Below are 26,305 nucleotides of genomic sequence, written 5' to 3'. Positions count from 1 at the left end.
CATGACCCTCTCCGCAGAAGAGCGGGCGCAGCGCGGGCTGCGCGAGTCCGCCACCTTCGACCGCACCACGATCGCGGCCATCCAGCGCGCCGCCGAGACCGGCATCTACGACATCCGCGGCTGGGGCGCCAAGCGGGCGCTCCCCCACTTCGACGACCTGCTGTTCCTGGGCGCGTCGATGAGCCGCTACCCCCTCGAGGGCTACCGCGAGCGCTGCGGCACCGAGGTGGTGCTCGGGGCCCGCCACGCGAAGTACCCCGTCACCATCGACATCCCGGTGACCGTCGCGGGCATGAGCTTCGGCGCGCTCGGGGCGAACGCCAAGGAGGCGATCGGTCGCGCGGTCTCGGCCGTCGGCACCTCGAGCACCACAGGCGACGGCGGCATGACCCCCGAGGAGCGCGGGCACTCCAAGACGCTCGTCTACCAGTACCTCCCCAACCGCTACGGCATGGACCCCGACGACCTGCGCCGCGCCGACGCCATCGAGATCGTCCTCGGCCAGGGCGCCAAGCCCGGCGGCGGCGGCATGCTGCTCGGCCAGAAGGTCTCCGAGCGCGTCGCCGGGATGCGCGACCTGCCCGCCGGCATCGACCAGCGCTCGGCCTCGCGCCACCCCGACTGGACCGGACCCGACGACCTCACCATCAAGATCGCCGAGCTGCGCGAGATCACCGACTGGGAGAAGCCGATCTACGTCAAGGTCGGCGCCTCGCGCGTCTACTACGACGTCAAGCTGGCCGTGCACGCCGGCGCCGACGTCGTGGTCGTCGACGGCATGCAGGGCGGCACCGCCGCCACCCAGGAGGTGTTCATCGAGCACGTCGGCATCCCGACGCTGGCCGCCGTCCCGCAGGCCGTGCAGGCACTGCAGGAGCTCGGTGTGCACAAGAAGCCGGACGGCGTGCAGCTGATCGTCTCAGGCGGCATCCGCAACGGCGCCGACGTCGCGAAGTGCCTGGCGCTCGGCGCGGACGCCGTCGCCGTGGGCACCGCCGCGCTCATCGCGCTGGGTGACAACCACCCGCGCCACGCGGCGGCGTACGAGGCCCTCGGCTCGGCCGCCGGCTGCTACGACGACTTCCAGGACGGCCAGGACCCGGCCGGCATCACCACGCAGGACCCGGAGCTGCAGGCGGCGCTCGACCCGGTCGAGGGCGGCCGGCTGCTCGCCAACTACCTGCGCGTGCTGACCATGGAGGCCCAGACGATCGCGCGGGCCTGCGGCAAGGCCCACGTCACCCACCTCGAGCCCGAGGACATGGTCGCGGTCAGCCTCGAGGCGGCCGCGATGGCCCGTGTGCCGCTCGCCGGCACCAGCTGGATCCCGGGGGTGACCGCGTGAACGCGCCCAGCGGCACCCCCAGGTCCGCGATCGTGGTCGGCGGCGGCCTGATCGGGCTCGCCATCGCCCGCTCCCTGACCCTGCGCGGGCTCACCGACGTGCTCGTCGTCGAGCGCGCCCAGCTCGCCGGCGGCGGCACCGGCAAGTCGAGCGGCATCGTGCGCGCGCACTACGGCGTGCCGTCGCTGGCCGCCATGGCCTGGCGCAGCCTGCCGCTGATCGAGGAGCTCGGCGACGAGGTCGGCTTCCGCCAGGTCGGCTACGGCGTGCTCGTCGGCCCCGAGAACGACGCCGCGCTGCGCGCCAACATCGCCACCCACCAGGAGCTCGGCATCGAGGCCGAGATGATCGACGTCGACAAGTTCGCCGCGATGTGGCCGATGATGGAGGTCGACGACGTCGCCGCGGTCGGCTACGAGCGTCGCGGCGGCTACGCCGACGCCTCGCAGCTCGCCTTCCACTTCGGCCAGGTTGCCCGCGACCACGGTGCCCGCATCCGCCAGCACACGCCGGTCGCCCGGCTGCTGACCCGCGAGGACCGCGTGACCGGGGTCGAGCTCACCTCGGGCGAGGTCCTCGAGGCCGACCTGGTCGTGCTCGCCAGCGGGTGGTGGGCCAGCGCGATGCTCGCCGAGGTCGGCGTCGACCTGCCGATGAAGGGCTACCGCTCCGAGCTGCTGATCGTCGACGCCGGCGTGCCGCTGCGCGACCTCCCGGTGGTCTCCGACCTGGTCAGCCTGCAGTACTGCCGGGTCGAGGGCTCGGGCCACTTCCTGGTCGGCAACAGCGACCACAGCGAGCGGGAGGCGAAGTGGGTCGACCCCGACCACTACTCCAACATCGCCAGCGACGCGAGCGTGGAGAAGTACGCCGAGAAGCTGATCCACCGCTTCCCCGGCTTCCCCGACCCGTCGGTGACCCACACCTACGCCGGCGTCTACGACGTCGCCCCGGACTGGAACCCCGTGATCGCCCCGGTCGAGGCGCTCGACGGGCTGGTCGTGGCCGCCGGGTTCGCCGGCCACGGCTTCAAGATCAGCCCCGCCGTGGGCGAGCTCGTCGCCGACCTGGTGCTCGAGGGTGACAGCCGCGACCCCGACGTGCCCGCCTCCGACTTCCGGCTCGAGCGGTTCGCCGAGGGTGACCTGCTCACCAGCCCGCACCCCTACGTCGGTGCGGGCGAGATGAGGTGAGCGCACCTCCGGGTGCGCTCACGCTGCTCGACGAGATCGCCCGGGTCGGCCGCTCCGCGCAGACCGGCGGCTACCGCCGGTTCGCCTGGACCGCGGCCGACCACGTGCTGCGGGAGTGGTTCGCGGCCCGCGCGAGCGGTCTGGGTCTCGAGGTCACCGAGGACCGTGTCGGCAACCAGTGGGCGTGGTGGGGCGACCCCGACGCCGACGGGCCCGGCGTGGTCACCGGCTCCCACCTCGACTCCGTGCCCGACGGCGGGGCGTACGACGGCCCGCTCGGCGTGGCGTCGTCGCTCGCCGCCGTGGCGCGGCTGCGCGCGGAGGGGTTCGAGCCCGCCCGACCGGTCGCGGTGGCCAACTTCGTCGACGAGGAGGGCGCCCGGTTCGGCGTGGCCTGTGCCGGGTCACGGGTGCTGACCGGCGCGATGAGCGCCGAGCACGCCCTCGGCCTGCGCGACGCCGACGGCGTGAGCGCCGCCGAGGCCCTGCGGGCCGCCGGGCGCGACCCGGCCGCGGTGGGTCGCGACGACGAGACGCTCGCGCGGGTGGCGACGTTCGTCGAGCTCCACGTCGAACAGGGCCGGCACCTCGCCGACACACCGCACGCCGTCGCCGTGGGCTCCTCCATCTGGCCGCACGGGCGCTGGCGCTTCGACCTCGAGGGCGAGGCCAACCACGCCGGCACGACGCGGCTGGTCGACCGACGCGACCCGATGCTCGACCTCGCCGCTCTGGTCCTCGCCGCGCGAGAGGTCGCCGAGGCGACGGGGTGCGTGGCCACCGTCGGCAAGGTCGCCGTGCTGCCCAACGGGGTCAACGCGATCCCGTCGTCGGTCACCGGGTGGCTCGACGCCCGCGGTCCCGACGAGGACGCCGTCCGCGCGCTCGTGCCCGAGCTCGAGCGGCGCCTCGGCGTCGCCGCGACGACGGAGTCGTTCACCGCCGACACCCGTTTCGACCCCGACCTGGCCGCGCGACTCGCCGCCCTGCTCGGCGGCGTGCCGGTCATCGGCACGGGCGCGGGCCACGACGCCGGCGTCCTCGCGACCCACGGCGTGCCGACCGCGATGCTCTTCGTCCGCAACCCCACCGGCGTCTCGCACTCCCCCGCCGAGCACGCCGAGGCGGACGACTGCGAGGCCGGCGTCGACGCGCTCGTCGACGTGCTGCGCGAGCTGGCCGGCCCTGCCGCGGCTCGACCCGGCGCGGGCCCAGGGCGTGTCTCCTGAGTCCTCGTAGTCGCCCGCGCGGCGTCGCATCGGACCTGGACTGCGTTGTCGTCGCCCGCCGTGACTCCGCCACGGCGGGCTCCTCCGCCTTGCCAGCTCCGCGCGACCCCACGCCTGCTCCCACGCAGACTCAGGAGACACGCCCTAGTCGTAACACCACCGTCACGCACGGCGAGCGCCCCCGAAAAGGAGACGTTGTTCGCTGTGGCGAAACAGCCCTCCGGGGCTCTCACACAGGAGCGGACATGGACACAGGAACCACAGCCTTCATGCTGTGCTGCATCATCGGGCTGACGCTGATGATCCCCGGGCTGGCGCTTTTCTACGGCGGCATGGTGAGCGTCAAGAGCTCGGTCAACATGATGATGATGACCTACGGCGCGGTGGCGGTGGTCGGGCTGCTGTGGTTCGTCTTCGGGTTCTCCGTCGTCTTCGGCGACTCGATCGGCGGCCTGTTCGGCAACCCGACCGACTTCTTCGGCAGCTCGGGCCTCTTCAGCCCTGACGGCTCGACCGACCAGACCAGCTACAGCGGCCTGCCGATCCTGCTCTTCTCGCTCTTCCAGGCGCTCTTCGCCTGCATCACCGTCGCCCTGATCTCGGGCGCCGTGGCCGACCGGATGAAGTTCGGCGCCTGGATGGTCTTCGCCGCCCTCTGGGCCGTGCTCGTCTACTTCCCCGTCGCCCACTGGGTCTTCGCCTTCGACGGTGTCGTGTCGGAGAAGGGCGGCTGGATCGCCAACTCGCTGGGGGCCCTCGACTTCGCCGGTGGCACCGCGGTCCACATCAACGCCGGCGCCGCCGCGCTCGCCGTCGCCATCGTGCTCGGCAAGTCGGCGAACTTCGGTCGCGGCCCGAAGCCCCACAGCGTCCCGCTGACCCTGCTCGGTGCCGGCCTGCTGTGGGCCGGCTGGTACGCCTTCAACGGCGGCTCGTGGCTCGGCGCCTCCGACGGCGCGGCGTTCGCGATGGTCACGTCGTTCCTCGCCACCTGCGCCGCGACCCTCGCCTGGCTCGCGGTCGAGAAGGTCAAGGACGGCCACGTCACCGGCATCGGCGCCGCCTCGGGCGCCATCACCGGCCTCGTCGCGATCACCCCGTCCTGCGGTGACGTGACCCCGATGGGCGCGATCCTCGTCGGTCTCGTCGCCGGGGCGATCTGCCCGCTCGCGGTCGGCATGAAGGAGCGGTTCGGCTACGACGACTCGCTCGACGTCGTCGGCGTCCACCTCGTGGGCGGCGTGATCGGCACCCTGATGATCGGCATCGTCGGCTCCGCCGACACCGTCCAGGGCGTCGAGGGCCTGCTCTACGGCGGCGGCCTCGACCAGTTCTGGCGCCAGCTCGCCGCCGCCGCGGCCGTGCTCGCCTACTCCTTCGTCGTCTCGTTCGTCCTCGCGATGATCCTCAAGGCCACCATGGGCATCCGGATCTCCCCCGAGGACGAGGAGACCGGCATCGACGCCCGTCTGCACCGCGACCCGGCGTACGAGCTCGTCTGAGCTCATCCGCCTCAGCACCACGCCCGCCCCGTGTCTGCACGCGGGGCGGGCGCGGTGCGTTCAGGGTCTGGCGTCAGGGCCGGTCGACCTCCAGCAGCCACCGCGCCACGCGCGCGCGGACGGCGGGCGTGGAGAGCCGGGTCCCGACCCTCCGCGGCCGCCGACGGGCCTGTCCGGAGGCGTCGACGCTCTGCACCGCCACCTCGCACCCCTCCTGCTGGGCACCCCGACAGGGGCCGAGGCAGGCCGTGCGGATCAGCACCGAGTGCGGTGCCACCCGCACCACCGCCCGCAAGGCATCGACCACCTCGTCGGTGCGCGCCGCGCACCGCTCGCCTCCGCAGACCAGCACGTAGTCGTGGCCGGCGCTCATCCCTGGCTCATCCCTGGCGCGTCTTCAGACGTGGGTTCAGCTTGTTGATGACGTAGATGCGTCCGCGCCGGCGGACGACCTGCGACCCCGGCTGGTCCTTCACCGAGCGGATCGAGTTGCGCACCTTCACCTGACACCTCCTTCCCTGTGGACGGTCGGAGCGACGAGACCGGCGTGCACCGCGGCCACGAGCCGGCGGGGCACCCGGTGGGTGCGTCCGTCGACGACGACGGGCACCAGGTCGGGCGCCTGCGCCTTCCACCGGCTGCGCCGGTGGCGGGTGCGGGAGCGCGAGGTGCGGTGCTTGGGGACGGCCATCAGGCGACCTCCTCGATCGGGCCGAGCCACGGCTCGAAGCCGTCCTCGACGGTGCACCAGCGCCCGTCCTGCTCCCCCGGCCGGACCAGCAGGGACTCGAAGGCGTCGGCCAGGCGGGCAGGGGCCACGCCCACCCCGGCGAGGACGATGCGGGTGAGCCGGGTGCGCCCGTGCCAGGTGCCCCAGTCGCCGATGCTGAGCTGGCCGCCGGCGCCGTCCCACTCGAGGACCCGGCCCGGTCGGGTCGGGATCCAGAAGCAGCCGCGCGAGCGGTGGGCGCCGCCGCCGAGCACCTCGAGCGACTCCAGGAGCCGCTCGGGGTGGAAGGCGCGCGAGGAGCGCAGGTCGACGCGCCACGCACCCTCGGTCTCGGGTCCCAGCCGGGGCAGGTCGCCCTCGCGCACCGGGCTCGACCACGCGTCGGACCGCGCGTGGACGTGCAGTCGGTCGACCAGGGGTGCCGCGTCGAGCTCGTGGGTGCCTTCGGCGAAGACGACGCCCTGGGGGCGGGCCAGCACCCGCAGCAGGCCCCGCGCCGGGGTCGAGGGGACACCGTCGCAGACCACCGCATCGGCGTACTCCACCATCGCGGCGAGCACCTCGCCGACCCCGCGGCGGTCGTCGCGGGCGCAGTGGTGGCCGCGCTCGGCGAGGAGCGCCTCACCGGTGAGGTCGTCGACGACCGTGCCCGCGCGCACGGCGGTCACGACCGCCGAGACGCGCAGCAGGCGGGCCAGCCGGGTGTCCCAGTTCAGCGCGCTGCAGAGGTTGTAGGCCTCCGCACCGACCGGCAGGTGCACCAGCACGCTCTGCCAGCGGCGCAGCCGGGCCAGGCGCTCGACCGTCGGCACGATGTCCTCACGGATCGCGCAGCTGATGCAGGCGTGCTCGAGCGTGGTCTCGACGTGCTCGAGGACCCCGCTCACGTCGCTCACCGTGCGGGTCAGCACCTGGCGCTCGACGTCGATGTGGTGCCGTACGGCGACCGCGGCGGGCAGGTCGAACTGCAGACCGACCACGGTCGCGGCCATCGGGTCCGGATCGACGCCGGTGACCACGACGACGGGGACCCTCACGACGACCCCCGCTTCCCGGCCGCGCGTCCGTAGCGACGCTCGAACGCCTCGACCCGACCCTCGCTGTCGAGCACCCGGCCCCGCCCCGTCCAGAACGGATGGCTGTGGCGGGTCACGTCGACGTCGAGCACCGGGTAGGTCCGCCCGTCGACCTCGACCGTGTGCGTCGGGTCGAGCGAGGAGACGAGCGTCGACCTCGTGACGAGCACGTCGCCGGTCGAGCGGTCGCGGAACGCCACCTCGCCGTACGCCGGATGGATGCCTGGCTTCACCTGCACTCCTCGATCTGTTTAGAATGAGATTCGTTCTCATTAGTCAAGCACAAGGAGGTCGCCCGTGTCACGGACGTGCCAGGTCACCGGAGCCGAGCCGGGGTTCGGTCACCACGTCTCCCACTCGCACCGCCGCACGAAGCGGCGCTTCGACGTCAACGTCCAGCACAAGCGCTACTGGGTGCCGAGCCTGGGACGCCACGTGCGGCTGACCCTGAGCGCCCGCGGCATCAAGACCGTCGACCGCCGGGGCATCGAGGCGGTCGTCGCCGACCTGCGGGCACGAGGGGTGAGTCTCTGATGGCGAAGCGGGGCAGCGAGACCCGACCGATCGTGAAGCTGCGGTCGAGCGCCGGCACGGGCACGACGTACGTCACCCGCAAGAACCGCCGCAACGACCCCGACCGGATGGTGCTGCGCAAGTACGACCCTCGCGTGCGCCGCCACGTCGACTTCAAGGAGGAGCGCTGATGGCCAAGGAGTCGAAGATCGCCGCCCAGCGGCGCCGCGAGCGCGTCGTGGAGCAGTACGCCGAGCGCCGGGCGGCCGCGAAGGCACGGGTGCGCGCCGCGGAGCCGGGCTCTGTCGAGCTGACGGCCGCCGTGCAGGCGCTGGCCGCCCTGCCGCGCGACTCCTCACCGGTGCGGCTGCGCCACCGCGACCAGGTCGACGGGCGCCCGCGCGGCTACCTGCGCAAGAGCGGGACGTCGCGGATCAGGTTCCGCGAGATGGCCCACCGCGGCGAGCTGCCGGGGATCACGAAGGCGAGCTGGTGAGCGCCGCGCACGCCGGGCAGAGCCCGAAGATCTCGACGGTGTGGGCGACGTCGGTGAAGCCGTGCTCCTCCGCGGCGCGGTCGGCCCAGCGCTCCACGGCAGGGCCCTGGACCTCCTCGACGCGACCGCAGCCGCGGCAGACGAGGTGGTGGTGGTGACGCGGGCTGCACTGGCGGTAGAGGACCTCGCCGTCCTCGCCGCGCAGCGTGTCGACCTCACCGTCCTCGACCAGCACCTGCAGGTTGCGGTAGACGGTGGCCAGCCCGACCGACTCCCCGCGCTCCCGCAGCACCTGGTGCAGCTGCTGGGCGCTGGTGAACGCCGTCGTCTCACCGACCAGCTCGCGCAGGAGCGAGCGCTGCCGGGTGGAGCGTCGACCCTCGGCGGGACGGGAGGAGACGGCCATGCCGCCATCCTAGGAGGCACGCCCGCAGCAGGCCGGAAGGACGGTCTTGTCGAGAATGATCATCATCTGGACGGCCTGCGTCGCTGGCCGAGAACTGGGAGGATCGCTCCGTGATCGCCACTCTGCTGACCCGGGTCGGGTCCACCGTGCTGACCGGCTTCGTGGGCGCGGTCGCCTACGACGGTGCGAAGAAGGCCGTCGGCGACGGCACCGCTCGCGACGGTGCCGTCTCGGCGCTCGCCTGGGGCCTGCGCGGCAAGCGTCGCCTCGAGACCGGAGCCGAGCACGTCCGACTGGTCACCGGCGACCTGGTCGCCGAGGCGCGCGAGCGGGTGGGCGAGCAGGCGCCGCCGCCCGGCACGGGCGACGTGGGTCATGACCACGACCACTGAGCCCGGCACTCGGCACAGGGAGCCCGACGCGTCGGCGCTCGTCGAGGTCCGCTGCGTCGCCGAGGCCGCCGGCCGGGCGCGCTACGCCGCACCGTGGCTGCGGTCGTGCCCGGGGCGCGCGGTGGCCGTCGAGGACGCCGTCACCCTGGTCGACGGGGTGCGGGCCGTCCACGCCTACCCGCGCACCGGCTCGGTCGTCGTGTGGTCGCGCCCCGGCGGGGTGGACCCCGACACCGTGGTCGCCGCGATCGCGGGCGCCCGGTCCGTGTCCGCCGCCGCGGTGCCGGCGCGGGCGCCGTGGTCGGCCGACGTGAGCAACGGTGACCTGACCCGGATGGTCGTCGGCGGGCTCGCCCTGCTGCTGCTCGGCGGCCGCCGCTACGTGCTGCGCCGTCCACCCGTGCTCGGACCCACCTCCCGCACGGTCGCGACCGGCGTCACGATCTTCACCGGCTACCCCTTCCTGCGCGGTGCGCTGCGCACGCTCGCGGGCCGGCGTACGGCGGGCACCGACGCGCTGGTCTCGGCCGCCACGGTCGCGAGCCTGCTGCTGCGCGAGAACGTCGTCGCGCTGACGGTGCTGTGGCTGCTCAACATCGGGGAGTACCTCCAGGACCTCACCCTGCGCCGCACCCGCCGCGCCATCCGCGACCTGCTGACCGGCACGCAGTCCGAGGCGTGGGTGCGCCGTGCCGACGGCACCGAGGAGCTGGTCGACATCACCCGGCTGCGGGTCGGCGACCACGTCGTCGTCCACCAGCACGTCGCCGTGCCCGTCGACGGCGTCCTGCTCGAGGGCGAGGGCGTGCTCGACCAGTCGGCCATCACCGGCGAGACGCTGCCGGTGACCGTGACGCTCGGCCAGCACGTGCACGCCGGCAGCGTGCTCATGCGCGGACGCGTCGTGGTCGAGGCGACCGCGGTCGGTCGCGACACGGCCATCGGACGCGTCATCACCCGCGTCGAGGAGGCGCAGTCCGACCGCGCGCCGGTGCAGACCGTGGGCGAGAGCTTCAGCCGCCGGTTCGTGCCGGCGTCGTTCGCGCTCGCGCTGGCGACGTACGCCGTGACCCGCGACGTGCGCCGCGCCATGACGATGCTGCTGGTCGCGTGCCCGTGCGCGGTCGGCCTCTCGACCCCGACCGCCATCAGTGCGGCGATCGGCAACGGCGCACGCCGCGGCATCCTGGTGAAGGGCGGCTCGCACCTCGAGCTCGCCGCGCGCTTCGACGCGGTGGTCTTCGACAAGACCGGCACGCTCACCGTCGGGCGCCCGGTGGTGACCAACGTCGTCAGCTTCGACGACGACTGGACCCCCGAGCGGGTGCTCGCCTACGCCGCGAGCTCCGAGATCCACTCGCGCCACCCGCTCGCCCAGGCGGTGATCCGCTCCACCGAGGAGCGTCACATCGCGATCCCCGAGCACGAGGAGTGCGAGGTGCTGCTCGGGCTCGGCATGCGCACCTTCGCCGACGGCCGGGTGCTGCTGCTCGGCAACGCCGAGCTGCTGCGCGGTGAGGGGGTCGAGCTGTCCGAGGACGCGCTCGGCTGGGTAGAGCGGCTGCAGGACGAGGCGGAGACGCCGCTGCTGCTCGCGACCGACGGGCAGCTCACCGGGCTGATCAGCCTGCGCGACACGGTGCGCCCCGAGGCGGCCGAGGTCGTGCGGCTGCTGCGCGCCGACGGCGTGCAGCGGGTCGTCATGCTGACCGGCGACCACCCGCGCACCGCCGCCGCCGTGGCCGGCGAGGTCGGCATCGACGAGTGGCGCGCCGAGGCCCTGCCCGAGGACAAGCAGGACGTCGTCGCGGCGCTCCAGGCGGAGGGGTACGTCGTCGCGGTGGTCGGTGACGGCACCAACGACGCCCCTGCGCTCGCGCGCGCCGACGTGGGCATCGCGATGGGCATCAGCGGCACCGACGTGGCCCTAGAGGCTGCCGAGGTGGCGCTGGCCGGCGACGACCTGCACCGGCTGCTCGACCTGCGCGACCTGTCACGCCAGGGCGTGCGGGTGATCCGGCAGAACTACGGCATGTCCATCGCGGTCAACGCAGCGGGCCTGGTCGTCAGCGCGGCCGGCGGCCTCTCCCCTGTCGTCGCGGCGCTGCTGCACAACGCCTCGTCGGTGGCCGTGGTCGCCAACAGCTCGCGGATCACTCGCTACCGGCTGGAGGAGCCTCCTCGCGGCTGACCGCTCCGCCGAGCAGCACCGCCGCCAGGGCCGTGGTGATCGGCACGGCGGCGACCAGCCCCAGCGTGCCGACGATGCTGCGCACCACCTCCTGGGCGACGAACTGGTCGGTCACGACCCCGCCCAGCGAGGCACTGTCCGCCACGGTCAGCACGATCAGCGGCAGCGACGAGCCGGCGTACGCCAGGACGATGGTGTTGACCACCGACGCGACGTGCGCGCGCCCGACCCGCTGGCCGCCGGCGAAGAGCTGGCGGGCGGTGTAGCCGGGGTTGGCCCGGGCGAGCTCGGCCACGGTGCTCGCCTGGGTGACTGTGACGTCGTCGAGCACCCCGACGGCCCCGATGACGATGCCCGCCAGCAGCAGTCCGCTCATCTGCACGTCGAAGCGGGTCGCCACCGACATCGCGATGTCGTCGGTGATGCCGCTGAGGTGCAGCGCCGAGACGCTGAGCGCGCCGACCAGCCCGGTCACGAGGAAGCTCAGCAGGGTGCCGAGCACGGCCACGACCGTGGTCAGCGACAGCCCGTGGGTGAGCGGCAGCACCACGACGATCACCGCGGTCGAGCCGACGATCGCCACCAGCAGCGGGCTCTCGCCGGCCAGCACCGCCGGCACCACGAAGGCCCCCAGCACGCCGAACGTCACGGCCAGGCCCACCAGCGACGACACCCCTCGCCAGCGCCCGAACGCGACCAGCGCCAGCACGAACGCCCCGACGAGCACCCACATGCCGGTGCCGCGCTGCTGGTCGACGATCGCGTAGACCACTCCGTCGGGCGTCGCCCCGCGGGTCACCACCACGTCGTCGCCCGGCTCGACCTGCGGTGCCCCGGCGCCGGTCGGCAGCGGGACGGTGGCCCGGCCGCCGCTGTCGGTGCCGCTCGCCTCGAGGTCGACGTCCACCTCCCCGCAGCTCTCGTCGGCCGCACTCGCACCGTCGCCGGTCGCCGGTCCCCCGGCGCACTCGACCGTGCGTACGGCGGCGACCCGCCCCGACAGCTCCTCGTCGGCGCTCGTCGCCGTCCGCTCGGGCAGCCCGCCCGCCGGCCACAGCAGCACCATCGCGACCGCTACCGCCGCGGCGACCGGCGCCAGCACGAGCCACGCCAGCCGTCTGAGCCGCCTCGGCTCCGGCGCCGCGTGACGGGGCCCGCCGTGGTGGTGCTGGTGGGTGTCGTCGTGGGCGTGGTCGTGGGCGGGCATGAGGCGCCCAGGGTCCCACGGGCTCGGTTGTGGTCGTTGCGGTCCGTGGCGGTAGTCACCGACGTTCGGTCGGTAGTCACAGACGTTTCGGGGGCCTGAGACACCTCTCACCCACCCGGAACGTCGGTGACCACCGCCACGGACCGGCTGGACCCCGTGGAGACAGAGGCCGGCCTGCGAGGATCTCGCCCGTGCGCGCGATGGTGGTCGACTCCGAACGCTCCGAGCCCCAGGTCCGCGAGGTGCCGGCGCCGAGCGCCCCGGACGGCGGCGTGGTGGTGCGCGTGGCGGCCACGGGCCTGTGCCGCAGCGACTGGCACGCGTGGGCGGGCCACGACACGATCTTGTGGCCCCACGTGCCGGGGCACGAGCTGGCCGGGGACGTCGTCGAGGTCGGGGCCGGGGTGACCCGCTGGTCGGTCGGCGACCGGGTCACGGTGCCGTTCGTGTGCGGGTGCGGGCGGTGCGAGTGGTGCCGCGCCGGTGACGCGCAGGTCTGCCCCGACCAGCAGCAGCCGGGGTTCACGCACTGGGGCTCGTTCGCCGAGCTCGTCGCGCTCCACGCGGCCGACACCAACCTCGTCGCCCTCCCCCACGAGGTCGAGCACGTGACGGCGGCCAGCCTGGGCTGCCGGTTCGCGACGGCGTTCCGGGCGCTGGTCGGGCGGGCCCGGGTCGCCGAGGACGAGTGGGTCTGCGTCGTCGGCGCGGGCGGGGTGGGGCTCAGCGCGGTGATGATCGCCCGCGCCCTCGGCGCCCGCGTCGTGGCCGTCGACCGGCACGCCGGAGCGCTCGCCGTGGCCGCGGAGCTCGGCGCCGAGCACACGGTGCTGGCGGAGCACGGCACCGACGTCGCTGCCGCCGTCACCGACCTGACCGGCGGCGCGCACGTCGGGGTCGACGCGGTCGGCAGCGAGCAGACGTGCGCCGACGCCATCCACAGCCTGCGCCGGCGAGGTCGCCTGGCCCAGGTCGGGCTGCTCCCACCGGTCGACGGCCACCCCCGCGTGCCGATGGACCGCGTCATCGGCTGGGAGCTCGACGTGCTCGGCAGCCACGGCATGGCCGCAGCCGACTACCCGGCGATGATGGCGCTGATCGCCAGCGGCGCGCTCCAGCCGCAGCGGCTCGTCGAGCGCGTGGTCGGGCTGGAGGAGGCGGCGACCCTGCTGCCGACGTACGACACCGCGGCGGTCGCCGGGATGACGGTCATCGACCCGAGCCGCTGACCGGGCCGCTGACCGGGCCGCTGACCGGGTAGCGCTCGGCCACGAACGCCGACAGCCGCCGCGCCAGCGCCTCGAGCGCGTCGGCGGCGGCGCTGCGGGAGTCCCAGGCCGCCCGCAGGCGGACCCCGAGCGTCGAGTCCCCCGCATCGATCGCGACCGGGACGAGGTCGAAACGCGGGTCGTCGGAGACGACGGCGACCCCCCGCCCCGCGGCGGCCATCGCCTGCGCGATGGTGCCGTTGGCGACCTCGAGCACCGGTCCCCAGGCGGCGCCGCTGCGCTCGACGGCGGTGTCGAGGGCCTGGCGGGAGGTGAAGGCCGGGGGCAGGCAGATCAGCGGGCGGCCCATCAGCTCGTCGAGACCGACGCGCACCCGGCCGGCCCACGGGTCGTCGGGCGGCACGAAAGCCCACACCGGCAGCTCCGCCAACGGCGTGGAGGCGTACGGCGATCGCACAGCGCGCGCGCCGATCGCCAGGTCGGCTCCGGCGTCGAGCATCTCGCCCGGGCTCAGCCCGTCGGCCGCGCGGACGTCGACGACCGGGTCCTCGGGCGGCATCGTCGCGACGAACGGCGCGACCACGTCGGTGAGGGTCACCGTGGGCGCGGCGATGCTGAGACGCTCGAGCCGTCCGGCCGCGAGGACCCCCGCCCGCGCCTGCAGCCCGTCGGCCGCGGCGAGCACCGCGCGGGCCTCGGCCAGCAGCTCACGCCCGGCGCGGCTGAGGGTCAGCCGCCCGGCGGACCGGTCGAAGAGCGCCACGCCGAGGTCGGCCTCGAGCTGACGGAGCTGGCGCGAGAGCGCGGGCTGGGTGACGTGCACCGCCACCGCCGCGCCGCTCACGGTGCCGGCGTCGGCGGTGGCCACGAAGTAGCGCAGGTGACGCAGCTGCACCCATGCCTCCTGGGCATCACGACGAGCGAGAACAGGTATTGGACAGCATAGGTGCCGCGGTTCGACGCTGGGCGCATGACACTCACCGCAGACCAGACTGCCGTGGACCAGGGACGTCGCCTCGTCACCGAGCTCCCCGGCCCGCGCTCACGCGAGCTGATGGCCCGCAAGAGCGTCGCGGTGGCCGGCGGGGTCGGCACGACGATGCCGGTCTTCGCGGCCCGCGCCGCGGGCGGGATCGTCGTCGACGTCGACGGCAACCACCTGATCGACCTGGGCTCCGGCATCGCGGTCACGACGGTCGGCAACAGTGCCCCGCGGGTGGTCGACGCGGTGCAGGAGCAGGTCGCGGCGTTCACCCACACCTGCTTCATGGTCACCCCCTACGAGGGCTACGTCGCCGTCGCCGAGGCGCTCAACCGGGTCACCCCCGGGGACCACGAGAAGCGCTCCGCGCTGTTCAACTCCGGCGCCGAGGCCGTCGAGAACGCCGTCAAGATCGCCCGCGCCGCCACCGGCCGCGACGCGGTCGCGGTGTTCGACCACGCCTACCACGGTCGCACCAACCTCACGATGGCCATGACGGCCAAGGTGATGCCCTACAAGCGCGGCTTCGGCCCCTTCGCGGGCGAGGTCTACCGCGCGCCGGTCTCCTACCCCTTCCGCGACGCCGGCCCGGACGGCGCGCTCGACGGCGCGGCCGCGGCCCGCCGCGCGCTCGACCTGCTGGACAAGCAGGTCGGCGCCGACCAGCTCGCGGCGCTCGTCATCGAGCCGATCCAGGGCGAGGGCGGCTTCATCGAGCCGGCACCCGGGTTCCTGCCGGCCCTGGCGCAGTGGTGCCACGAGCACGGCGTCGTCTTCGTGGCCGATGAGGTGCAGACCGGCTTCGCCCGCACCGGCGACTGGTTCGCCTGCGACCGCGAGGGCGTCGTGCCCGACCTCATCGTCACCGCCAAGGGCATCGCGGGCGGACTGCCGCTCTCGGCCGTGACCGGCCGGGCCGAGCTGATGGACGCCGCACACGCGGGCGGCCTCGGCGGCACCTACGGCGGCAACCCGCTGGCCTGCGCCGCCGCGCTGGCCGCGATCGAGACCATCGAGGCCGAGGGGCTGCTGGGCCGGGCCCGCGAGGTCGAGGCGCTGATGACCCGCCGCCTGCGGGCGCTGCAGGAGCGCGACCCGCGGATCGGCGACCTGCGCGGTCGTGGCGCGATGATCGCCGTCGAGCTGGTGCGTCCCGGCACCACCGAGCCCGACGCCGACCTCGCCAAGGCGGTCGCCACCGCGGCCCACCGCGACGGCGTCATCGTGCTGACCTGCGGCACCTACAGCAACGTGCTGCGTTTCCTGCCGCCGCTGTCGATCTCCGACGCCCTGCTCGAGGACGCCCTCGACGTGCTCGACACGGCGTTCGCCTCGGTCCCGGGCAAGGCTCGCTGATGAGCACCTTCGACGTCGTCGACCCGGCCACCCTCGAGCTGGTCGCCCAGCTGCCCGACCACGGCGCCGCGGAGGCCACCGCGGCCGTCGACCGCGCCGCCGCAGCGTTCCCGCTGTGGGCCGCCACCCCGGCGCGGGAGCGCTCCGACGTGCTGCGCCGCGCCTTCGAGATGGTGCTGCGCGACCGCGAGGAGCTCACCGCGCTCATCTCCCGCGAGAACGGCAAGTCCCTCGCCGACGCCTCGGCCGAGGTCGGCTACGCCGCGGAGTTCTTCCGGTGGTTCTCCGAGGAGGCCGTCCGACCCGGCGGTGAGTACGGCGAGTCGCCGGCCGGCGGCACCCGCGCCATCGTGCGCCACCGACCGGTGGGCGTCGCCGCGCTCGTCACGCCGTGGAACTTCCCCGCCGCGATGGCCACGCGCAAGCTCGCCCCCGCACTGGCCGCGGGGTGCACCGCCGTGCTCAAGCCGGCCGCGGAGACGCCGCTGACCACGCTGGCCGTCGTACGCCTCCTGCACGAGGCGGGACTGCCCGAGGGCGCGGTCGAGGTCGTCACGACCACCCGCGCCCCCGAGGTCGTGACCGCCTGGCTCGAGGACGACCGCGTGCGCAAGGTGTCGTTCACCGGCTCCACCGGCGTCGGTCGCGTCCTGCTGCACCAGGCCGCCGACCGCGTGCTCAACGCCTCGATGGAGCTCGGCGGCAACGCCCCGCTGGTCGTCACGGACGACGCCGACCTCGACCAGGCCGTGGCCGGTGCGATGGTCGCGAAGTTCCGCAACGGCGGCCAGGCGTGCACCGCCGCCAACCGCCTCTACGTCCACCGGGACGTGGCGGACGAGTTCCTGGCGCGCTTCGGGGCCGAGGTCGAGAAGCTCAGCGTCGGCCCGGCCGTCGACGGCGCCGCCATCGGCCCCCTCATCACGGCCGCGGCCGTCGAGCGGGTCCAGGCGACCGTCGACCAGGCGGTCGCCGAGGGAGCGCGCGTCTCCCACCGCGCCGCGCTGCCGGACTCCCCCGGCACGTTCTTCGCGCCCACCGTGCTCGCCGACGTGCCGGCCGACGCCACGATCCTGCGCGAGGAGGTCTTCGGACCGGTCGCGCCGGTCGTCGTCTGGGACGACGAGGACGAGCTGGTGCGCCTGGTCAACGACACCGAGTTCGGCCTGGCCGCCTACGTCTTCGCCGGTGACCTGGGCCGCGCGCTGCGCCTCGGCGAGCGGATCGAGGCCGGCATGGTCGGCATCAACCGCGGCCTGGTCTCGGACCCGTCGGCGCCGTTCGGCGGGGTCAAGCAGAGCGGGCTCGGGCGCGAGGGCGCCCGTGACGGGATCCGGGAGTTCCAGGAGACGCAGTACCTCTCCGTCGACTGGCCGGCCTGATCCAGGTCACCGCCGGGTCACCGCCAGGCCGCGACCAGGTCGGCGTAGGGCCCGGCCACGCCGAGGAGGTCACGGTGGTGGCCCGACTGCGCCAGCCGGCCGTCGGCGAAGACGAGGACGCGGTCGGCCTGCTCCGCGGTGACCATGCGGTGGGCGATGGAGATGGTCGTGCGCCCCTGCGTCAGCACCGACAGGGCCTCCTGGACCCGCACGTCGGTGGCCGGGTCGACCGCGCTCGTCGCCTCGTCGAGGATGACGAGGTCGGGGTCGACCAGGGCCGTGCGGGCCAGGGCCACGAGCTGGCGCTCGCCGACCGACAGCAGGTCGCCGCGGGAGCCGACCCGGGTGGCGAGGCCGTCGGGCAGGTCGGCCACCCATGCGGTCAGCCCGAGGGCGTCGAGGACCCCCCGGACCGCGGCCTCGTCGGCCCCGGGCTGTCCCACGGTGACGTTGTCGCCCACGGTGGTGTCGAAGAGGAACGGGTCCTGCGGCACGATCACCACCCGGCGGGCGAGCGAGGCGTCCGCCAGCTCCCCGAGCGGCACCCCGCCCAGCCGTACCTCGCCCGCGAGCGGCTCGAGCCGCCGGGTGAGGAGCTTGGCGAAGGTGCTCTTGCCCGATCCGGACTCCCCCACCACCGCCACGTGCTCACCGGGCTCGATGCGCACGGTGACGTCGTGCAGCACCGCCGGGCTCCCGGCGTACGCCGCCGACACGCGCTCGAGCTCCACGGCGACCGGGCCGTCGACGAGGTCGCCCGGGCCACCCTCGACCACGGCCGAGGGGGTGGTGACGAGCTCGAGCACCCGCCGCCACCCGACGAGCGCGTTCTGCGCCTCGCCGAGCGACTGCACCAGGAACTGCAGCGGCCGGACGAAGAACGTCACGAGGAAGACCATGGCGACCAGCTGGCCGGAGGTGAGGTCGGGCGCCGGCCCCCAGTCCTGGTGGGTGGTCCACGCGCAGCCCAGCAGGATGACGACGACGGTCATCGTCGAGATGGCGACCTCGCCGAGCGCGGTGTTGCCGTGGAGCGGCACCAGCGTGCGCAGCTGGGCTGCGCGGGTCCGGTCGAGGGCGTCGTCGAGGTGGCGTCCGGTCCGCGCCGCCGTGCCCGTCACCCGGATCACCGGGGCTCCGATCACGGCCTCGGCCACGACGCCCTGCATCGCAGCCACCTCCGTGCGGACCCGGACGAAGCGACGGGCCACGACCCGCTGCAGGCGCACCATCGCGACGAGCAGCACCACGGCGAGCAGGACCACCGGCACGGTCAGCTGCCAGCAGAAGACCGCCATCACCGCCGTCGCGACGGCCAGCTGCGCGAGGTTGGTCAGCATCTGGACGCCGCCGTTCTGGGTGAACGTCGTGACGGTGTCGACGTCGCTGGTGAGACGGGCGACCACATCGGTGCTGCGCACGTGGTCGGCGGTGGCGGCCGACATCGCGTGGGCCCGGGCGAGCCCCTGGCGGCGCAGCGAGGCGAGGGCGTGCTCGGTGCGGGACTGGACGCGCCGGTTGAGCGCCCACGACGACAGCCCGGCGAGCACGACGGCGAGGGCGCCGACGCCGAGGGCGTGGGAGACGGCGGCGGGCTCGAGGCCCCGGTCGATCGCCCGCTGGACGGTGAGGGGCGCGACGATGCGCCCCGTCCCCGCGGCCAGGGCGAGCAGCGCGGTCAGGAGCAGCCCGGAGCGCAGTACCGGGGTGACGCCGACGCCGAGGGCCACGAGGGCGCCCGGTGTCCGCTCCCCCAGGTCGGCCAGGCCGGGCTCAGCCGGCGAGGGCGCGGTCACCGTCACGACCCGGCCTCCCGTCGGCGTACGCCGTGACGATCCGGCGGTACGCCGGTGCGCGCTCGAGCAGCTCGTCGTGGGTGCCGGTCGCGGCGACGGCCCCGTCGGCGAGGAACACGACCCGGTCCGCGAACGAGAGCGGCGCCGGCCGACTGGCCACGAGCACCACGGTGCACGCGCCCGCGTCGACGCGCCTGCGCAGCCGCCGGAGCACCCGCAGCTCGACGCGCGGGTCGAGGGCCGAGGTCGCGTCGTCGAGCACGAGCAGCCGCGGGTCGCGCAGCAGCGCCCGGGCCAGGCAGACGCGCTGCCGCTGCCCGCCCGACAGGGTGGCTCCCCGCTCGCCGACGACCGAGTCGAGGCCGGCCGGGAGGTCCGCGACCACGTCGGCGACCTCTGCCTCCTCGAGGGCGGCCCACAGCCGCTCGTCCGCGACCTCGAGGTCGAGGGCGAGGTTGGCCCGGATGCTGTCGGCGAAGAGGAACGGCGACTGGCCGACGAGCCCGAGCGCCCGGGAGCGCGCCGCGATCGACAGCTCAGTCAGCGGCCGACCGTCGACGAGCACCTCGCCGCGCGCCGGAAGCGCGAGCCCGAGCAGCAGGTCGACGAGCGTGGTCTTGCCGGCGCCGGTGGCGCCGACGACCGCGAGGAGGGTGCCGGGCTCGACCCGCAGGTCGACGTCGCGCAGCAGCGTGGCACCGTCACGGTGGACGCTCGCGCCGCGCACCTCGATCCCCGTCGGGAGGGGCGTCGCAGGCTCCGTCGGCGTCTCGGCACCGATCGCGGCCAGGGGCGCCGCGAGCACGTCCGCGACCCGCTCGTGACCGGCGACGGCCAACGGCAGGATGGACAGGAACCGGCTCAGCACGCTCAGGGGGATCGACACCGTGAGCAGGAGGTAGCAGACCCCGACGAGGGTGCCCAGGCTCAGCTCGCCCGCCGTGACCGACCGGGCGCCCAGGCCGAGGACCGCCAGCACCGCGACGGTCGGCAGCAGCTCGAGGAGGGGGTCGAAGACCGCGCTGACCGCGGCGATGCGGGTGTTGGCCAGGCGCACCCGCTCCACCCCGGGCGCGACCCGTGCGTCCTCGACGTCCGCGAGCCCGAGACTGCGCACGACCGGACCGCCCTCGATGCTCTCGTGGACGGTGCGGGCGACCTCCCCGCGGGCGGCCTGGCCCTCCCGCGTGCGCGGCGTCAGGAGGCGCTGCTGGACGACGTTGACCGCGAGCACCGACAGCACGAGCCCGGCCCCGACGCCCGCGAGCGACGGCGACGCCTGGGCGAGCTGCACCAAGGCGCCGACCAGCATGCATCCCATCCCGAGGGCGAAGTAGAGCCACTGCACCGGCGACCAGACCGCGTCGACGTCGGAGACGGCGTGGGCCAGCAGGCGCCCGGGCGGGTGGCGACGGTGCCACCCGAGGTCCAGGTGCAGGTAGCGGTGGACCACGGCCCGGCGGGTCTCCGCCTGGGCCCGGTGCTGGACCCGGCCGGTCGCGACGCCGCGGATCCAGATGGTGGCGCAGCGCACCGCCGAGACGCCGAGGACGACCCCGGCGGCCTGCCACCACGTCGATGCGGGCACACGGCCCCCGTCGAGCAGGGGCAGCACGAGATGGTCGGTGGCCCAGCCGACGGCCGCGGCCCCCAGCACCATCGTGGCGCCGTTGACCACCCCGGCGCCAGGAGCGCCGGTCCGGGGTGGTCGAACGACGCACGCGCCATCAGCGGGAGGCCGCGCCTCATGGTGCTCACGTCACCGTCCTGGCACCGAGCCGCTCGGACACCGGGCCGCTCAGACGAGGGCGGGGCCGGCGGCGAGCAGGCCCTCCAGGGTCGCCCCGGCCGCAGCACCGGCGGGGCCGAGCAGCCGCTGCACGGCCTCGTTGAGCGGAGCGGGCACGCCGTGGCGCCGGGCGAGCAGGACGATCTCGCCGTTGAGGTAGTCCACCTCGCTCGATGCGCCGCGGGCGAAGGACTGCCAGGTCGACAGGCGCCCGGCGACGTGGCCCTCGACGGGCAGCACCCGGAAGTCGACGGCGCCGTGGTCGAGGACGCCGCTCGGGGGCAGCGGGTGACCGGCCGCCTGCAGCACAGTGAGCGCCTCGTCGCGCAGCCGCGCCCGCGCCTCGGCGCGCAGGTCGTCGTCACCGGCGACCAGGTCGAGGGCGTTGGCGACGTTGGCCAGGAGCTTGGCGCCCTTCTGCGCGCGCACGTCGGGCACGGACCAGGCGGCGAACCCCGCGTCCGACAGGTCGGCGACGAGGTCCTGCTGCAGCGCGTCGGCCGGCGCGCCGTAGCGACCGAGCCACACCATGCCGACGGCGGGCGGCTCGGACGGCGACACGACCTCGCCGGGCGTGAGGTGGCTGGCCGCGATGCCGATGGTGGCGCCGTAGACGCGGGCGAACCTGCGCAGGGCGAGGTCCTCGGTCAGCAGGCCGTTCTGGAACGTCACCACCGGCAGGTCCGCGGCGACTCCCCCGCCCTCGACCGGCCGCCAGGCCCACGCGGCCAGGGCGGCCTCGGCGTCCTGGGTCTTGACCGTGAGCAGCAGGACGTCGTCGGGCCGCAGGGCGACCTCGTCGGGACCGCTCGCCACCGCGACGGGCACGACGTCGACGCGACCGGGGCGGCGTACGACGAGGCCGCGCTCGGCCACCGCGCGGCCGTGCTCGCCGCGGGCGACGAGCACGACGTCGTGACCGGCCGGCACGAGCTGGGCGGCCAGCGCGCCCCCGACGGCTCCCCCGCCGATGACGACGTAGCGGGTCACCGGTCCTGTCACTGGCCCAGGACCCGGCGGCCGGCCGCGAGGAGGGCGGTGTCCTCCTGCGGGGGGTGGATGCGCACGCAGAGCACGTCGCGCAGGTGCCGCTCGAGGGGGTTGGCGCGGCTCAGGGCCGGGTTGCCGAGCGCCGCGACCGCGGCCTGCACGGCGGCGACCACCGAGCGGGCGATCTGCACCTTCACGACCGAGAGCTGCGGGCCCACGTCGTGGCCGGCCTCGAGGCGCAGCAGCGTGCCGAAGAGCAGCGCCTCGGCCTGGCCGATCTGCGCCTCGATCTCACCGGCGACGCTCTGGATGCGCTCGGTCGTGGCGATCGGGCGGCCGAGGGCGGCCGGCACCCGCTCCTGGGCGTAGGTGACGAACGCCGTGCGGGCGGCCCGCGCCACGCCGAGGTAGAGCGCGGGGTGGCCGAAGCTGCCCGGGCCGGCGGTGGCGGCCGGGTCGCGGTAGACGCCGTCGGTGAGCGGGATCTCGACGAAGTTCTCCGCCGGCACGAGGACGTCGTCGTAGACGACGTCGTGGGTGTTGGACGCGCGCAGGCCGAGGTGGTCCCAGGTGCGGATCCAGCTGATGCCGGGCGCGTCGGCAGGCACGAGCAGGTGCCCCACCCGTGGCGTCGGCTCGTCGGTCACGACCCACACGACGTGGTAGGCCAGGGCCTCGCCGCCGGTCGCGTAGGCCTTGTGGCCCGACAGCGACCAGCCCTCGGCCGCACGCCGGGCCGTGGTCTTCGGCAGCCCGCCGCGGGCCGGCGCGCCGAGCTCGGGCTCGGCGCGGATCGCGTTGGCCAGGGCCGGACCGGTCTGCGAGCGCCGCAGCAGGTCGTCGTACGCCGCCTCGGGCCAGTGCGGGTGCGCGGCCTGGGCCTGGTGGGTGTTGAGGTTGTTGGCCGCCATGAGCGCCACCGACGGGTCGCCCTCACCGAGCGCGACGAGCACCCGGGCGGTGTCGACCAGCCCGAGGCCCGGGCCGCCGTGGCGTGTGGCGACGGTGGCGGTCAGCAGCCCGGCCCGGTGAGCGGCCTCGAGGCCGGCCCAGGGGACGTCGCCGGTGCGGTCGTGCTCGGGCGCGGTGGCGGCCAGCTCGGCCGTCACACGGGCGAGCGCCTCGGGCGAGACGTCGGGCTCGGCGAGCCGCGCTCTCTCGTCGGTGACCGTCACCTCAGGCACCCGCCGTGGCCAGCGCGCCGAGGTGCTCGGCCTGCAGCGTGCCCCGGCGGCCCGTGGTCTCACGGTGGGCCAGCTCCTGGCGCACCAGGGGCAGCACGTAGCGGCCGTAGTCGACCGCGTCGTTGAGCGTGTCGTAGCCGCGGATCGAGATGAGGTCGGCGCCGATGTCGACGTAGTCGAGGATCGCGGCCGCGACCGTCTCCGGGCTGCCGACGAGCGCGGTGGACGCCCCGCCGGCGTTGGTCGCCGTGGCGGTGCGCATCCACAGCGCCCGGTCGTAGACGTCCTGCTCGGCGGCGAAGCCGAGCAGGCGCTGCGAGCCGACGTTCTGCGGCGGGGCGGCGCTGTGGTGGCGCTTGTGGAAGCTCCCGGCCTGGAAGGTCCGGGCGATCCGCTCGACGTAGTCGTGGGCCTTGGCCCAGGCGAGCTCGTCGGTCTGCGCGGTGATCGGGCGGAAGGTCACCCAGATCCGCTGGCGCGGGCGGCCCGCGGCGTCGGCGATGGCGTGCACCCGCTCGATCTGGGCGCGGATGTCGGCCAGCGGCTCGCCCCAGAAGCTGAAGATGTCGCCGAGCTGGCCGCCGAGGGTGAACGCCTCGTCGGAGGAGCCGCCGATCGAGATCGGGATCGTGTCGCCGTACGGCGCGAAGCCGGGACCGAAGTCGTCGAAGTCGTAGTAGGTGCCGTGGTGGCTGAACGCCGCGGGCTCGTGCCAGGCGCGGCGCAGCAGCTCGACGTACTCGGTGGAGCGGGCGTAGCGCTCCTCCTTGGGCAGGTAGTCGCCCTGGCGGGCCTGCTCGGCGTCGCTGCCGCCCGAGATGATGTGGACGACGGCGCGGCCCTCGGTGAGCTGGTCGAGGGTGGCGAGCTTCTGCGCGCCGACGAGCGGCGGGGTGGTGTTGGGCCGCAGCGCCACGATCGGCTTGATCCGCTCGGTGAGCTGGCCGACCGCGGAGGCGACGACGAAGGAGTCGGCGGTCGAGGAGCCGTAGGGCAGCAGGGTGTAGTCGTAGCCGCCGTCCTCGAGCGCGGCGACGTAGCGGCGCATGTAGCGCAGGTCGATGCCGCGGGTGGGGATCGGCTCGAGCTCGGTGGAGGGGTTGAGGTGGGAGAGGCTGATGAACTCCACCTGGCGGGCCGCGGTCTCGGGCACGCTGTCGGACGGGTTCTCGGACGGGTTCTCGGACACGGTCTCGGACAGGGTCATGCGAGGGCTCCTTCACGAGCGGGGGCCAGGGCGCCGAGGTGGTCGTCCTGGAGGGTGCCGCGCTCTCCGGTGGCCGCGCGGTGGGCCAGCTCGGAGCGCACGAGGGGCAGCACGTGGCGGCCGTAGTCGATGAGGTCGTCGAGGTTGTCGTAGCCGCGGATGGAGATCAGCTCGGCGCCGAGGTCGACGTAGTCGAGGATCGCGGCAGCCACCGTCTCCGGCGAGCCGACCAGGGCCGTGCTGGCCCCGGCGGCGCCCGTCGCCGCGGCGGGCGCGGTCCACAGCGCGCGGTCGTGCACCTCGCCGCGCGCGGCGATCTCCAGCAGCCGCTGCGAGCCGACGTTGGCCGGAGCGTCGCCGCCGAGCGACAGTCCACGCCAGCCGGAGATCCCGGAGATGCCGCCCGACAGGGCACCGAGGGTGCGCTCGGCCTTCTCCCACGCGAGCTCGTCAGTCGCGGCGACGATCGGTCGGAAGCTCACCCAGGTGCGCGGCACGTCGGTGCGCCCGGCCTTCGCGGCCTCGGCGGCGACCCGGTCCATCTGCGCACGCGTGTCGGCGAGCGGCTCGCCCCACAGGCCGAAGATGTCGGCGCGCGAGCCGCCCACGGCGTACGCCTCGGCCGACGAGCCGCCGACCGAGACCGGGATGGTGCCGCGGGTCGGGCGGATCGCGCTGACGAAGTCCTCGAACCGGTAGTAGGTGCCCTCGTGGTCGAAGGGCTCGGTGCTCGTCCACACCTTGCGCAGCACGTCGATGTACTCCGCGGTGCGCTCGTAGCGCTGGGCCTTGGTGAGCCGGTCGCCCTCGCGGGCCTGCTCGCGGTCGCTGCCGCCGGCGATGAAGTGGACGGCGATCCGCCCACCGCCGAACTGGTCGAGCGTCGCGAGCGCCTTGGCCGCCACCGTCGGGTAGACGGTGTTGGGCCGCAGCGCCACGATCGGCGAGATCCGCTCGCTCACCGCGACGATCGAGCTGGCGACGACGAACGGGTCGTGGAACGACGAGGCGTAGGGCACCAGCGTGTAGTCGAACTCCGCGGCCTCGAGCTCGCGGACGTAGCGGCGGAAGAAGGCCGGGTCGACGGCGGACTTCCCGAGGCGGTTGACCTCGTTGCTGGCGTTGACGTTGATGGCGCTGATGAACTCGACGGCCACGAGTGACCCTCCTGGGGCGGGGACGGGCAGGGGCTGGACAGGACGCTCATGACGCTAGGTGCGGCGCGCGGCCGGGGTCCAAGAGCAATGGGTGAAGCGGATCGATAGTCGACCGTGATGCTTGACTTTCAGGCGCCGGTCGCGACCGGCTTGTCGAGGTTGCTCCACTGCGACCACGAGCCGGGGTAGAGCGCGGCCTCGATCCCAGCGATCTCGAGCGCGGCGACCTGGTGCGCCGCGGTCACGCCCGAGCCGCAGTACGCCGCCACCCGGGTCCCGTCGTCGACGCCGAGCGCGGCGAAGCGCTCGCGCAGCTGCTCGGGAGGCAGGAACCGACCGTCGGGGGCGAGGTTGCCCCCCGTGGGAGCGCTGAGCGCCCCGGGCACGTGTCCGGCCTTCGGGTCGACCGGCTCCACCTCGCCGCGGAACCGCTCACCGGCCCGGGCGTCGAGGAGCGTCCCGTCGAAGGCTTCGACGTCGTCGACGTCCAGGATCGGCAGGCCGCCGCCGGCGAGCTCCACGTCGCCCTCGGGCGGCACGACGTCGTCGGTCCCGAGCGGGCGACCGGCCCCGACCCACGCCGGCAGGGCGCCGTCGAGCAGGTGCACGTCGGCGTGACCGCCCCAGCGCAGCAGCCACCAGGCGCGCGCGGCGGCCATGTTCCCCTCGCCGTCGTAGGCCACCACGGTCGTGGCGGGCCCGATCCCCCACCGCCGCGCGGCCCGCTGGAGGTCGGCGAGGTGCGGCAGCGGGTGCCGCCCGTCGGTCGGCTCCCCGTGGCGCGCGAGCTCGGTGTCGAGGTCGACGTAGACCGCGCCGGGCACGTGCCCCTCGAGGTACGTCGCGTGGCCCGGTGGGCCACCGAGCTTCCAGCGCACGTCGAGCACGACGACGTCGCGATCGGGGTCCTCCAGCAGGGCGGCGAGCTCGTCGCCGGTGACCAGGACGCCCAT

At 74.5% G+C, this 26,305-nt stretch carries 27 protein-coding genes; 12 read left to right on the top strand and 15 right to left on the bottom strand.

Features of this window, described 5'->3' with window-relative positions; all coding sequences use genetic code 11:
- The first annotated feature begins 1 nt into the window (after window position 1).
- The 4 genes from GRQ65_RS15395 (at window position 2) to GRQ65_RS15380 (ending at window position 5,269) form a co-directional block, all read left to right on the top strand.
- Complete coding sequence (locus GRQ65_RS15395) at window positions 2-1,345, top strand: FMN-binding glutamate synthase family protein (protein WP_160878860.1); 1,344 nt, start codon at window positions 2-4, stop codon at window positions 1,343-1,345.
- The gene (locus tag GRQ65_RS15390) at window positions 1,342-2,538 is read left to right on the top strand and encodes an FAD-dependent oxidoreductase (RefSeq protein ID WP_160878859.1); all 1,197 of its coding nucleotides are present in this window, start codon (window positions 1,342-1,344) and stop codon (window positions 2,536-2,538) included. The genes GRQ65_RS15395 and GRQ65_RS15390 overlap by 4 nt, the downstream gene beginning before the upstream one ends.
- Complete coding sequence (locus GRQ65_RS15385; protein ID WP_337191763.1) at window positions 2,535-3,767, top strand: allantoate amidohydrolase; 1,233 nt, start codon at window positions 2,535-2,537, stop codon at window positions 3,765-3,767. Before GRQ65_RS15390 ends, GRQ65_RS15385 begins: the two co-directional genes overlap by 4 nt.
- Before the next feature lie 245 nt (window positions 3,768-4,012).
- Complete coding sequence (locus GRQ65_RS15380; protein ID WP_160878858.1) at window positions 4,013-5,269, top strand: ammonium transporter; 1,257 nt, start codon at window positions 4,013-4,015, stop codon at window positions 5,267-5,269.
- Between the two features lie 73 nt (window positions 5,270-5,342).
- On the opposite strand, the gene GRQ65_RS15375 is transcribed toward GRQ65_RS15380, so the two are convergent.
- The 5 genes from GRQ65_RS15375 to GRQ65_RS15355 are packed head-to-tail and all read right to left on the bottom strand — an operon-like array spanning window position 5,343 to window position 7,308.
- The gene (locus tag GRQ65_RS15375) at window positions 5,343-5,642 is read right to left on the bottom strand and encodes a (2Fe-2S) ferredoxin domain-containing protein (protein ID WP_160878857.1); all 300 of its coding nucleotides are present in this window, start codon (window positions 5,640-5,642) and stop codon (window positions 5,343-5,345) included.
- A gap of 7 nt (window positions 5,643-5,649) precedes the next feature.
- The gene (gene ykgO, locus GRQ65_RS15370) at window positions 5,650-5,772 is read right to left on the bottom strand and encodes a type B 50S ribosomal protein L36 (RefSeq protein WP_160878856.1); all 123 of its coding nucleotides are present in this window, start codon (window positions 5,770-5,772) and stop codon (window positions 5,650-5,652) included.
- Window positions 5,769-5,960, bottom strand: coding sequence for a 50S ribosomal protein L32 (rpmF, locus tag GRQ65_RS15365; protein ID WP_160878855.1), 192 nt, complete (start codon window positions 5,958-5,960; stop codon window positions 5,769-5,771). The genes ykgO and rpmF overlap by 4 nt, the downstream gene beginning before the upstream one ends.
- A complete protein-coding gene (locus GRQ65_RS15360) occupies window positions 5,960-7,036 on the bottom strand; it encodes a GTP-binding protein (protein WP_337191762.1) in 1,077 nt (358 codons plus the stop codon). Before GRQ65_RS15360 ends, rpmF begins: the two co-directional genes overlap by 1 nt.
- Window positions 7,033-7,308 carry a type B 50S ribosomal protein L31 gene (locus GRQ65_RS15355; protein ID WP_160878854.1) on the bottom strand — a complete coding sequence of 92 codons (276 nt, stop codon included), beginning with the start codon at window positions 7,306-7,308 and terminating at the stop codon, window positions 7,033-7,035. The genes GRQ65_RS15360 and GRQ65_RS15355 overlap by 4 nt, the downstream gene beginning before the upstream one ends.
- Window positions 7,309-7,372: 64 nt before the next feature.
- Here GRQ65_RS15355 and rpmB point away from each other — a divergent pair, with 64 nt between their 5' ends.
- Genes rpmB through rpsN form a run of 3 tightly spaced genes read left to right on the top strand, consistent with a single transcriptional unit; the run spans window position 7,373 to window position 8,084 of the window.
- Window positions 7,373-7,609, top strand: a complete 237-nt coding sequence (gene rpmB, locus GRQ65_RS15350; protein ID WP_160878853.1) for a 50S ribosomal protein L28 — start codon at window positions 7,373-7,375, stop codon at window positions 7,607-7,609.
- Window positions 7,609-7,779: a 50S ribosomal protein L33 gene (gene rpmG / locus GRQ65_RS15345; RefSeq protein ID WP_160878852.1), complete on the top strand. Its 171-nt coding sequence runs from the start codon at window positions 7,609-7,611 to the stop codon at window positions 7,777-7,779. The genes rpmB and rpmG overlap by 1 nt, the downstream gene beginning before the upstream one ends.
- A complete protein-coding gene (gene rpsN / locus GRQ65_RS15340) occupies window positions 7,779-8,084 on the top strand; it encodes a 30S ribosomal protein S14 (RefSeq protein ID WP_160878851.1) in 306 nt (101 codons plus the stop codon). The genes rpmG and rpsN overlap by 1 nt, the downstream gene beginning before the upstream one ends.
- Here rpsN and GRQ65_RS15335 read toward each other — a convergent pair.
- Window positions 8,065-8,490, bottom strand: coding sequence for a Fur family transcriptional regulator (locus tag GRQ65_RS15335; protein WP_160878850.1), 426 nt, complete (start codon window positions 8,488-8,490; stop codon window positions 8,065-8,067). The genes rpsN and GRQ65_RS15335 overlap by 20 nt on opposite strands.
- A gap of 110 nt (window positions 8,491-8,600) precedes the next feature.
- Here GRQ65_RS15335 and GRQ65_RS15330 point away from each other — a divergent pair, with 110 nt between their 5' ends.
- Complete coding sequence (locus tag GRQ65_RS15330) at window positions 8,601-8,882, top strand: DUF1490 family protein (protein ID WP_160878849.1); 282 nt, start codon at window positions 8,601-8,603, stop codon at window positions 8,880-8,882.
- Entirely contained in the window at window positions 8,866-11,073 is a 2,208-nt protein-coding gene (locus GRQ65_RS15325; RefSeq protein WP_160878848.1) for a heavy metal translocating P-type ATPase, read from the top strand. Before GRQ65_RS15330 ends, GRQ65_RS15325 begins: the two co-directional genes overlap by 17 nt.
- Here GRQ65_RS15325 and GRQ65_RS15320 read toward each other — a convergent pair.
- Window positions 11,036-12,280 carry a YibE/F family protein gene (locus GRQ65_RS15320; protein WP_202388161.1) on the bottom strand — a complete coding sequence of 415 codons (1,245 nt, stop codon included), beginning with the start codon at window positions 12,278-12,280 and terminating at the stop codon, window positions 11,036-11,038. The genes GRQ65_RS15325 and GRQ65_RS15320 overlap by 38 nt on opposite strands.
- Window positions 12,281-12,480: 200 nt before the next feature.
- On the opposite strand from GRQ65_RS15320, the gene GRQ65_RS15315 reads away from it, so the two are divergent.
- A complete protein-coding gene (locus GRQ65_RS15315; RefSeq protein ID WP_202388202.1) occupies window positions 12,481-13,509 on the top strand; it encodes an alcohol dehydrogenase catalytic domain-containing protein in 1,029 nt (342 codons plus the stop codon).
- On the opposite strand, the gene GRQ65_RS15310 is transcribed toward GRQ65_RS15315, so the two are convergent.
- Window positions 13,490-14,404 (bottom strand): LysR family transcriptional regulator, encoded by a 915-nt coding sequence (locus GRQ65_RS15310; protein WP_160878846.1) that lies wholly within the window; start codon window positions 14,402-14,404, stop codon window positions 13,490-13,492. The genes GRQ65_RS15315 and GRQ65_RS15310 overlap by 20 nt on opposite strands.
- Before the next feature lie 75 nt (window positions 14,405-14,479).
- Between GRQ65_RS15310 and gabT the strand changes: the two genes are divergently transcribed.
- Complete coding sequence (gabT, locus tag GRQ65_RS15305) at window positions 14,480-15,847, top strand: 4-aminobutyrate--2-oxoglutarate transaminase (RefSeq protein WP_160878845.1); 1,368 nt, start codon at window positions 14,480-14,482, stop codon at window positions 15,845-15,847.
- Window positions 15,847-17,229 carry an NAD-dependent succinate-semialdehyde dehydrogenase gene (locus GRQ65_RS15300; protein WP_160878844.1) on the top strand — a complete coding sequence of 461 codons (1,383 nt, stop codon included), beginning with the start codon at window positions 15,847-15,849 and terminating at the stop codon, window positions 17,227-17,229. Before gabT ends, GRQ65_RS15300 begins: the two co-directional genes overlap by 1 nt.
- 17 nt (window positions 17,230-17,246) lie before the next feature.
- On the opposite strand, the gene GRQ65_RS15295 is transcribed toward GRQ65_RS15300, so the two are convergent.
- The 7 genes from GRQ65_RS15295 to GRQ65_RS15265 form a co-directional block, all read right to left on the bottom strand.
- Window positions 17,247-19,031 carry an ATP-binding cassette domain-containing protein gene (locus GRQ65_RS15295; RefSeq protein ID WP_160878843.1) on the bottom strand — a complete coding sequence of 595 codons (1,785 nt, stop codon included), beginning with the start codon at window positions 19,029-19,031 and terminating at the stop codon, window positions 17,247-17,249.
- On the bottom strand, window positions 19,003-20,703 hold the full coding sequence (locus tag GRQ65_RS15290) for an ATP-binding cassette domain-containing protein (protein ID WP_202388159.1): 1,701 nt from the start codon (window positions 20,701-20,703) through the stop codon (window positions 19,003-19,005). The genes GRQ65_RS15295 and GRQ65_RS15290 overlap by 29 nt, the downstream gene beginning before the upstream one ends.
- Before the next feature lie 120 nt (window positions 20,704-20,823).
- Window positions 20,824-21,804 (bottom strand): 2-dehydropantoate 2-reductase N-terminal domain-containing protein, encoded by a 981-nt coding sequence (locus tag GRQ65_RS15285; protein WP_160878842.1) that lies wholly within the window; start codon window positions 21,802-21,804, stop codon window positions 20,824-20,826.
- 8 nt (window positions 21,805-21,812) lie between these two features.
- Complete coding sequence (locus GRQ65_RS15280) at window positions 21,813-22,979, bottom strand: acyl-CoA dehydrogenase family protein (protein ID WP_160878841.1); 1,167 nt, start codon at window positions 22,977-22,979, stop codon at window positions 21,813-21,815.
- A gap of 1 nt (window position 22,980) precedes the next feature.
- Window positions 22,981-24,195: an LLM class flavin-dependent oxidoreductase gene (locus GRQ65_RS15275; RefSeq protein ID WP_160878840.1), complete on the bottom strand. Its 1,215-nt coding sequence runs from the start codon at window positions 24,193-24,195 to the stop codon at window positions 22,981-22,983.
- Window positions 24,192-25,352, bottom strand: coding sequence for an LLM class flavin-dependent oxidoreductase (locus tag GRQ65_RS15270; protein ID WP_160878839.1), 1,161 nt, complete (start codon window positions 25,350-25,352; stop codon window positions 24,192-24,194). Before GRQ65_RS15270 ends, GRQ65_RS15275 begins: the two co-directional genes overlap by 4 nt.
- Window positions 25,353-25,480: 128 nt before the next feature.
- Window positions 25,481-26,305 carry a sulfurtransferase gene (locus GRQ65_RS15265; RefSeq protein ID WP_160878838.1) on the bottom strand — a complete coding sequence of 275 codons (825 nt, stop codon included), beginning with the start codon at window positions 26,303-26,305 and terminating at the stop codon, window positions 25,481-25,483.

Source organism: Nocardioides flavescens (assembly GCF_009823805.1).
Taxonomy (GTDB): Bacteria; Actinomycetota; Actinomycetes; order Propionibacteriales; family Nocardioidaceae; genus Nocardioides; species Nocardioides flavescens.
The sequence above is the reverse complement of the archived record's forward strand: the minus strand, read 5'-3'. Positions and strand labels throughout refer to the sequence as shown.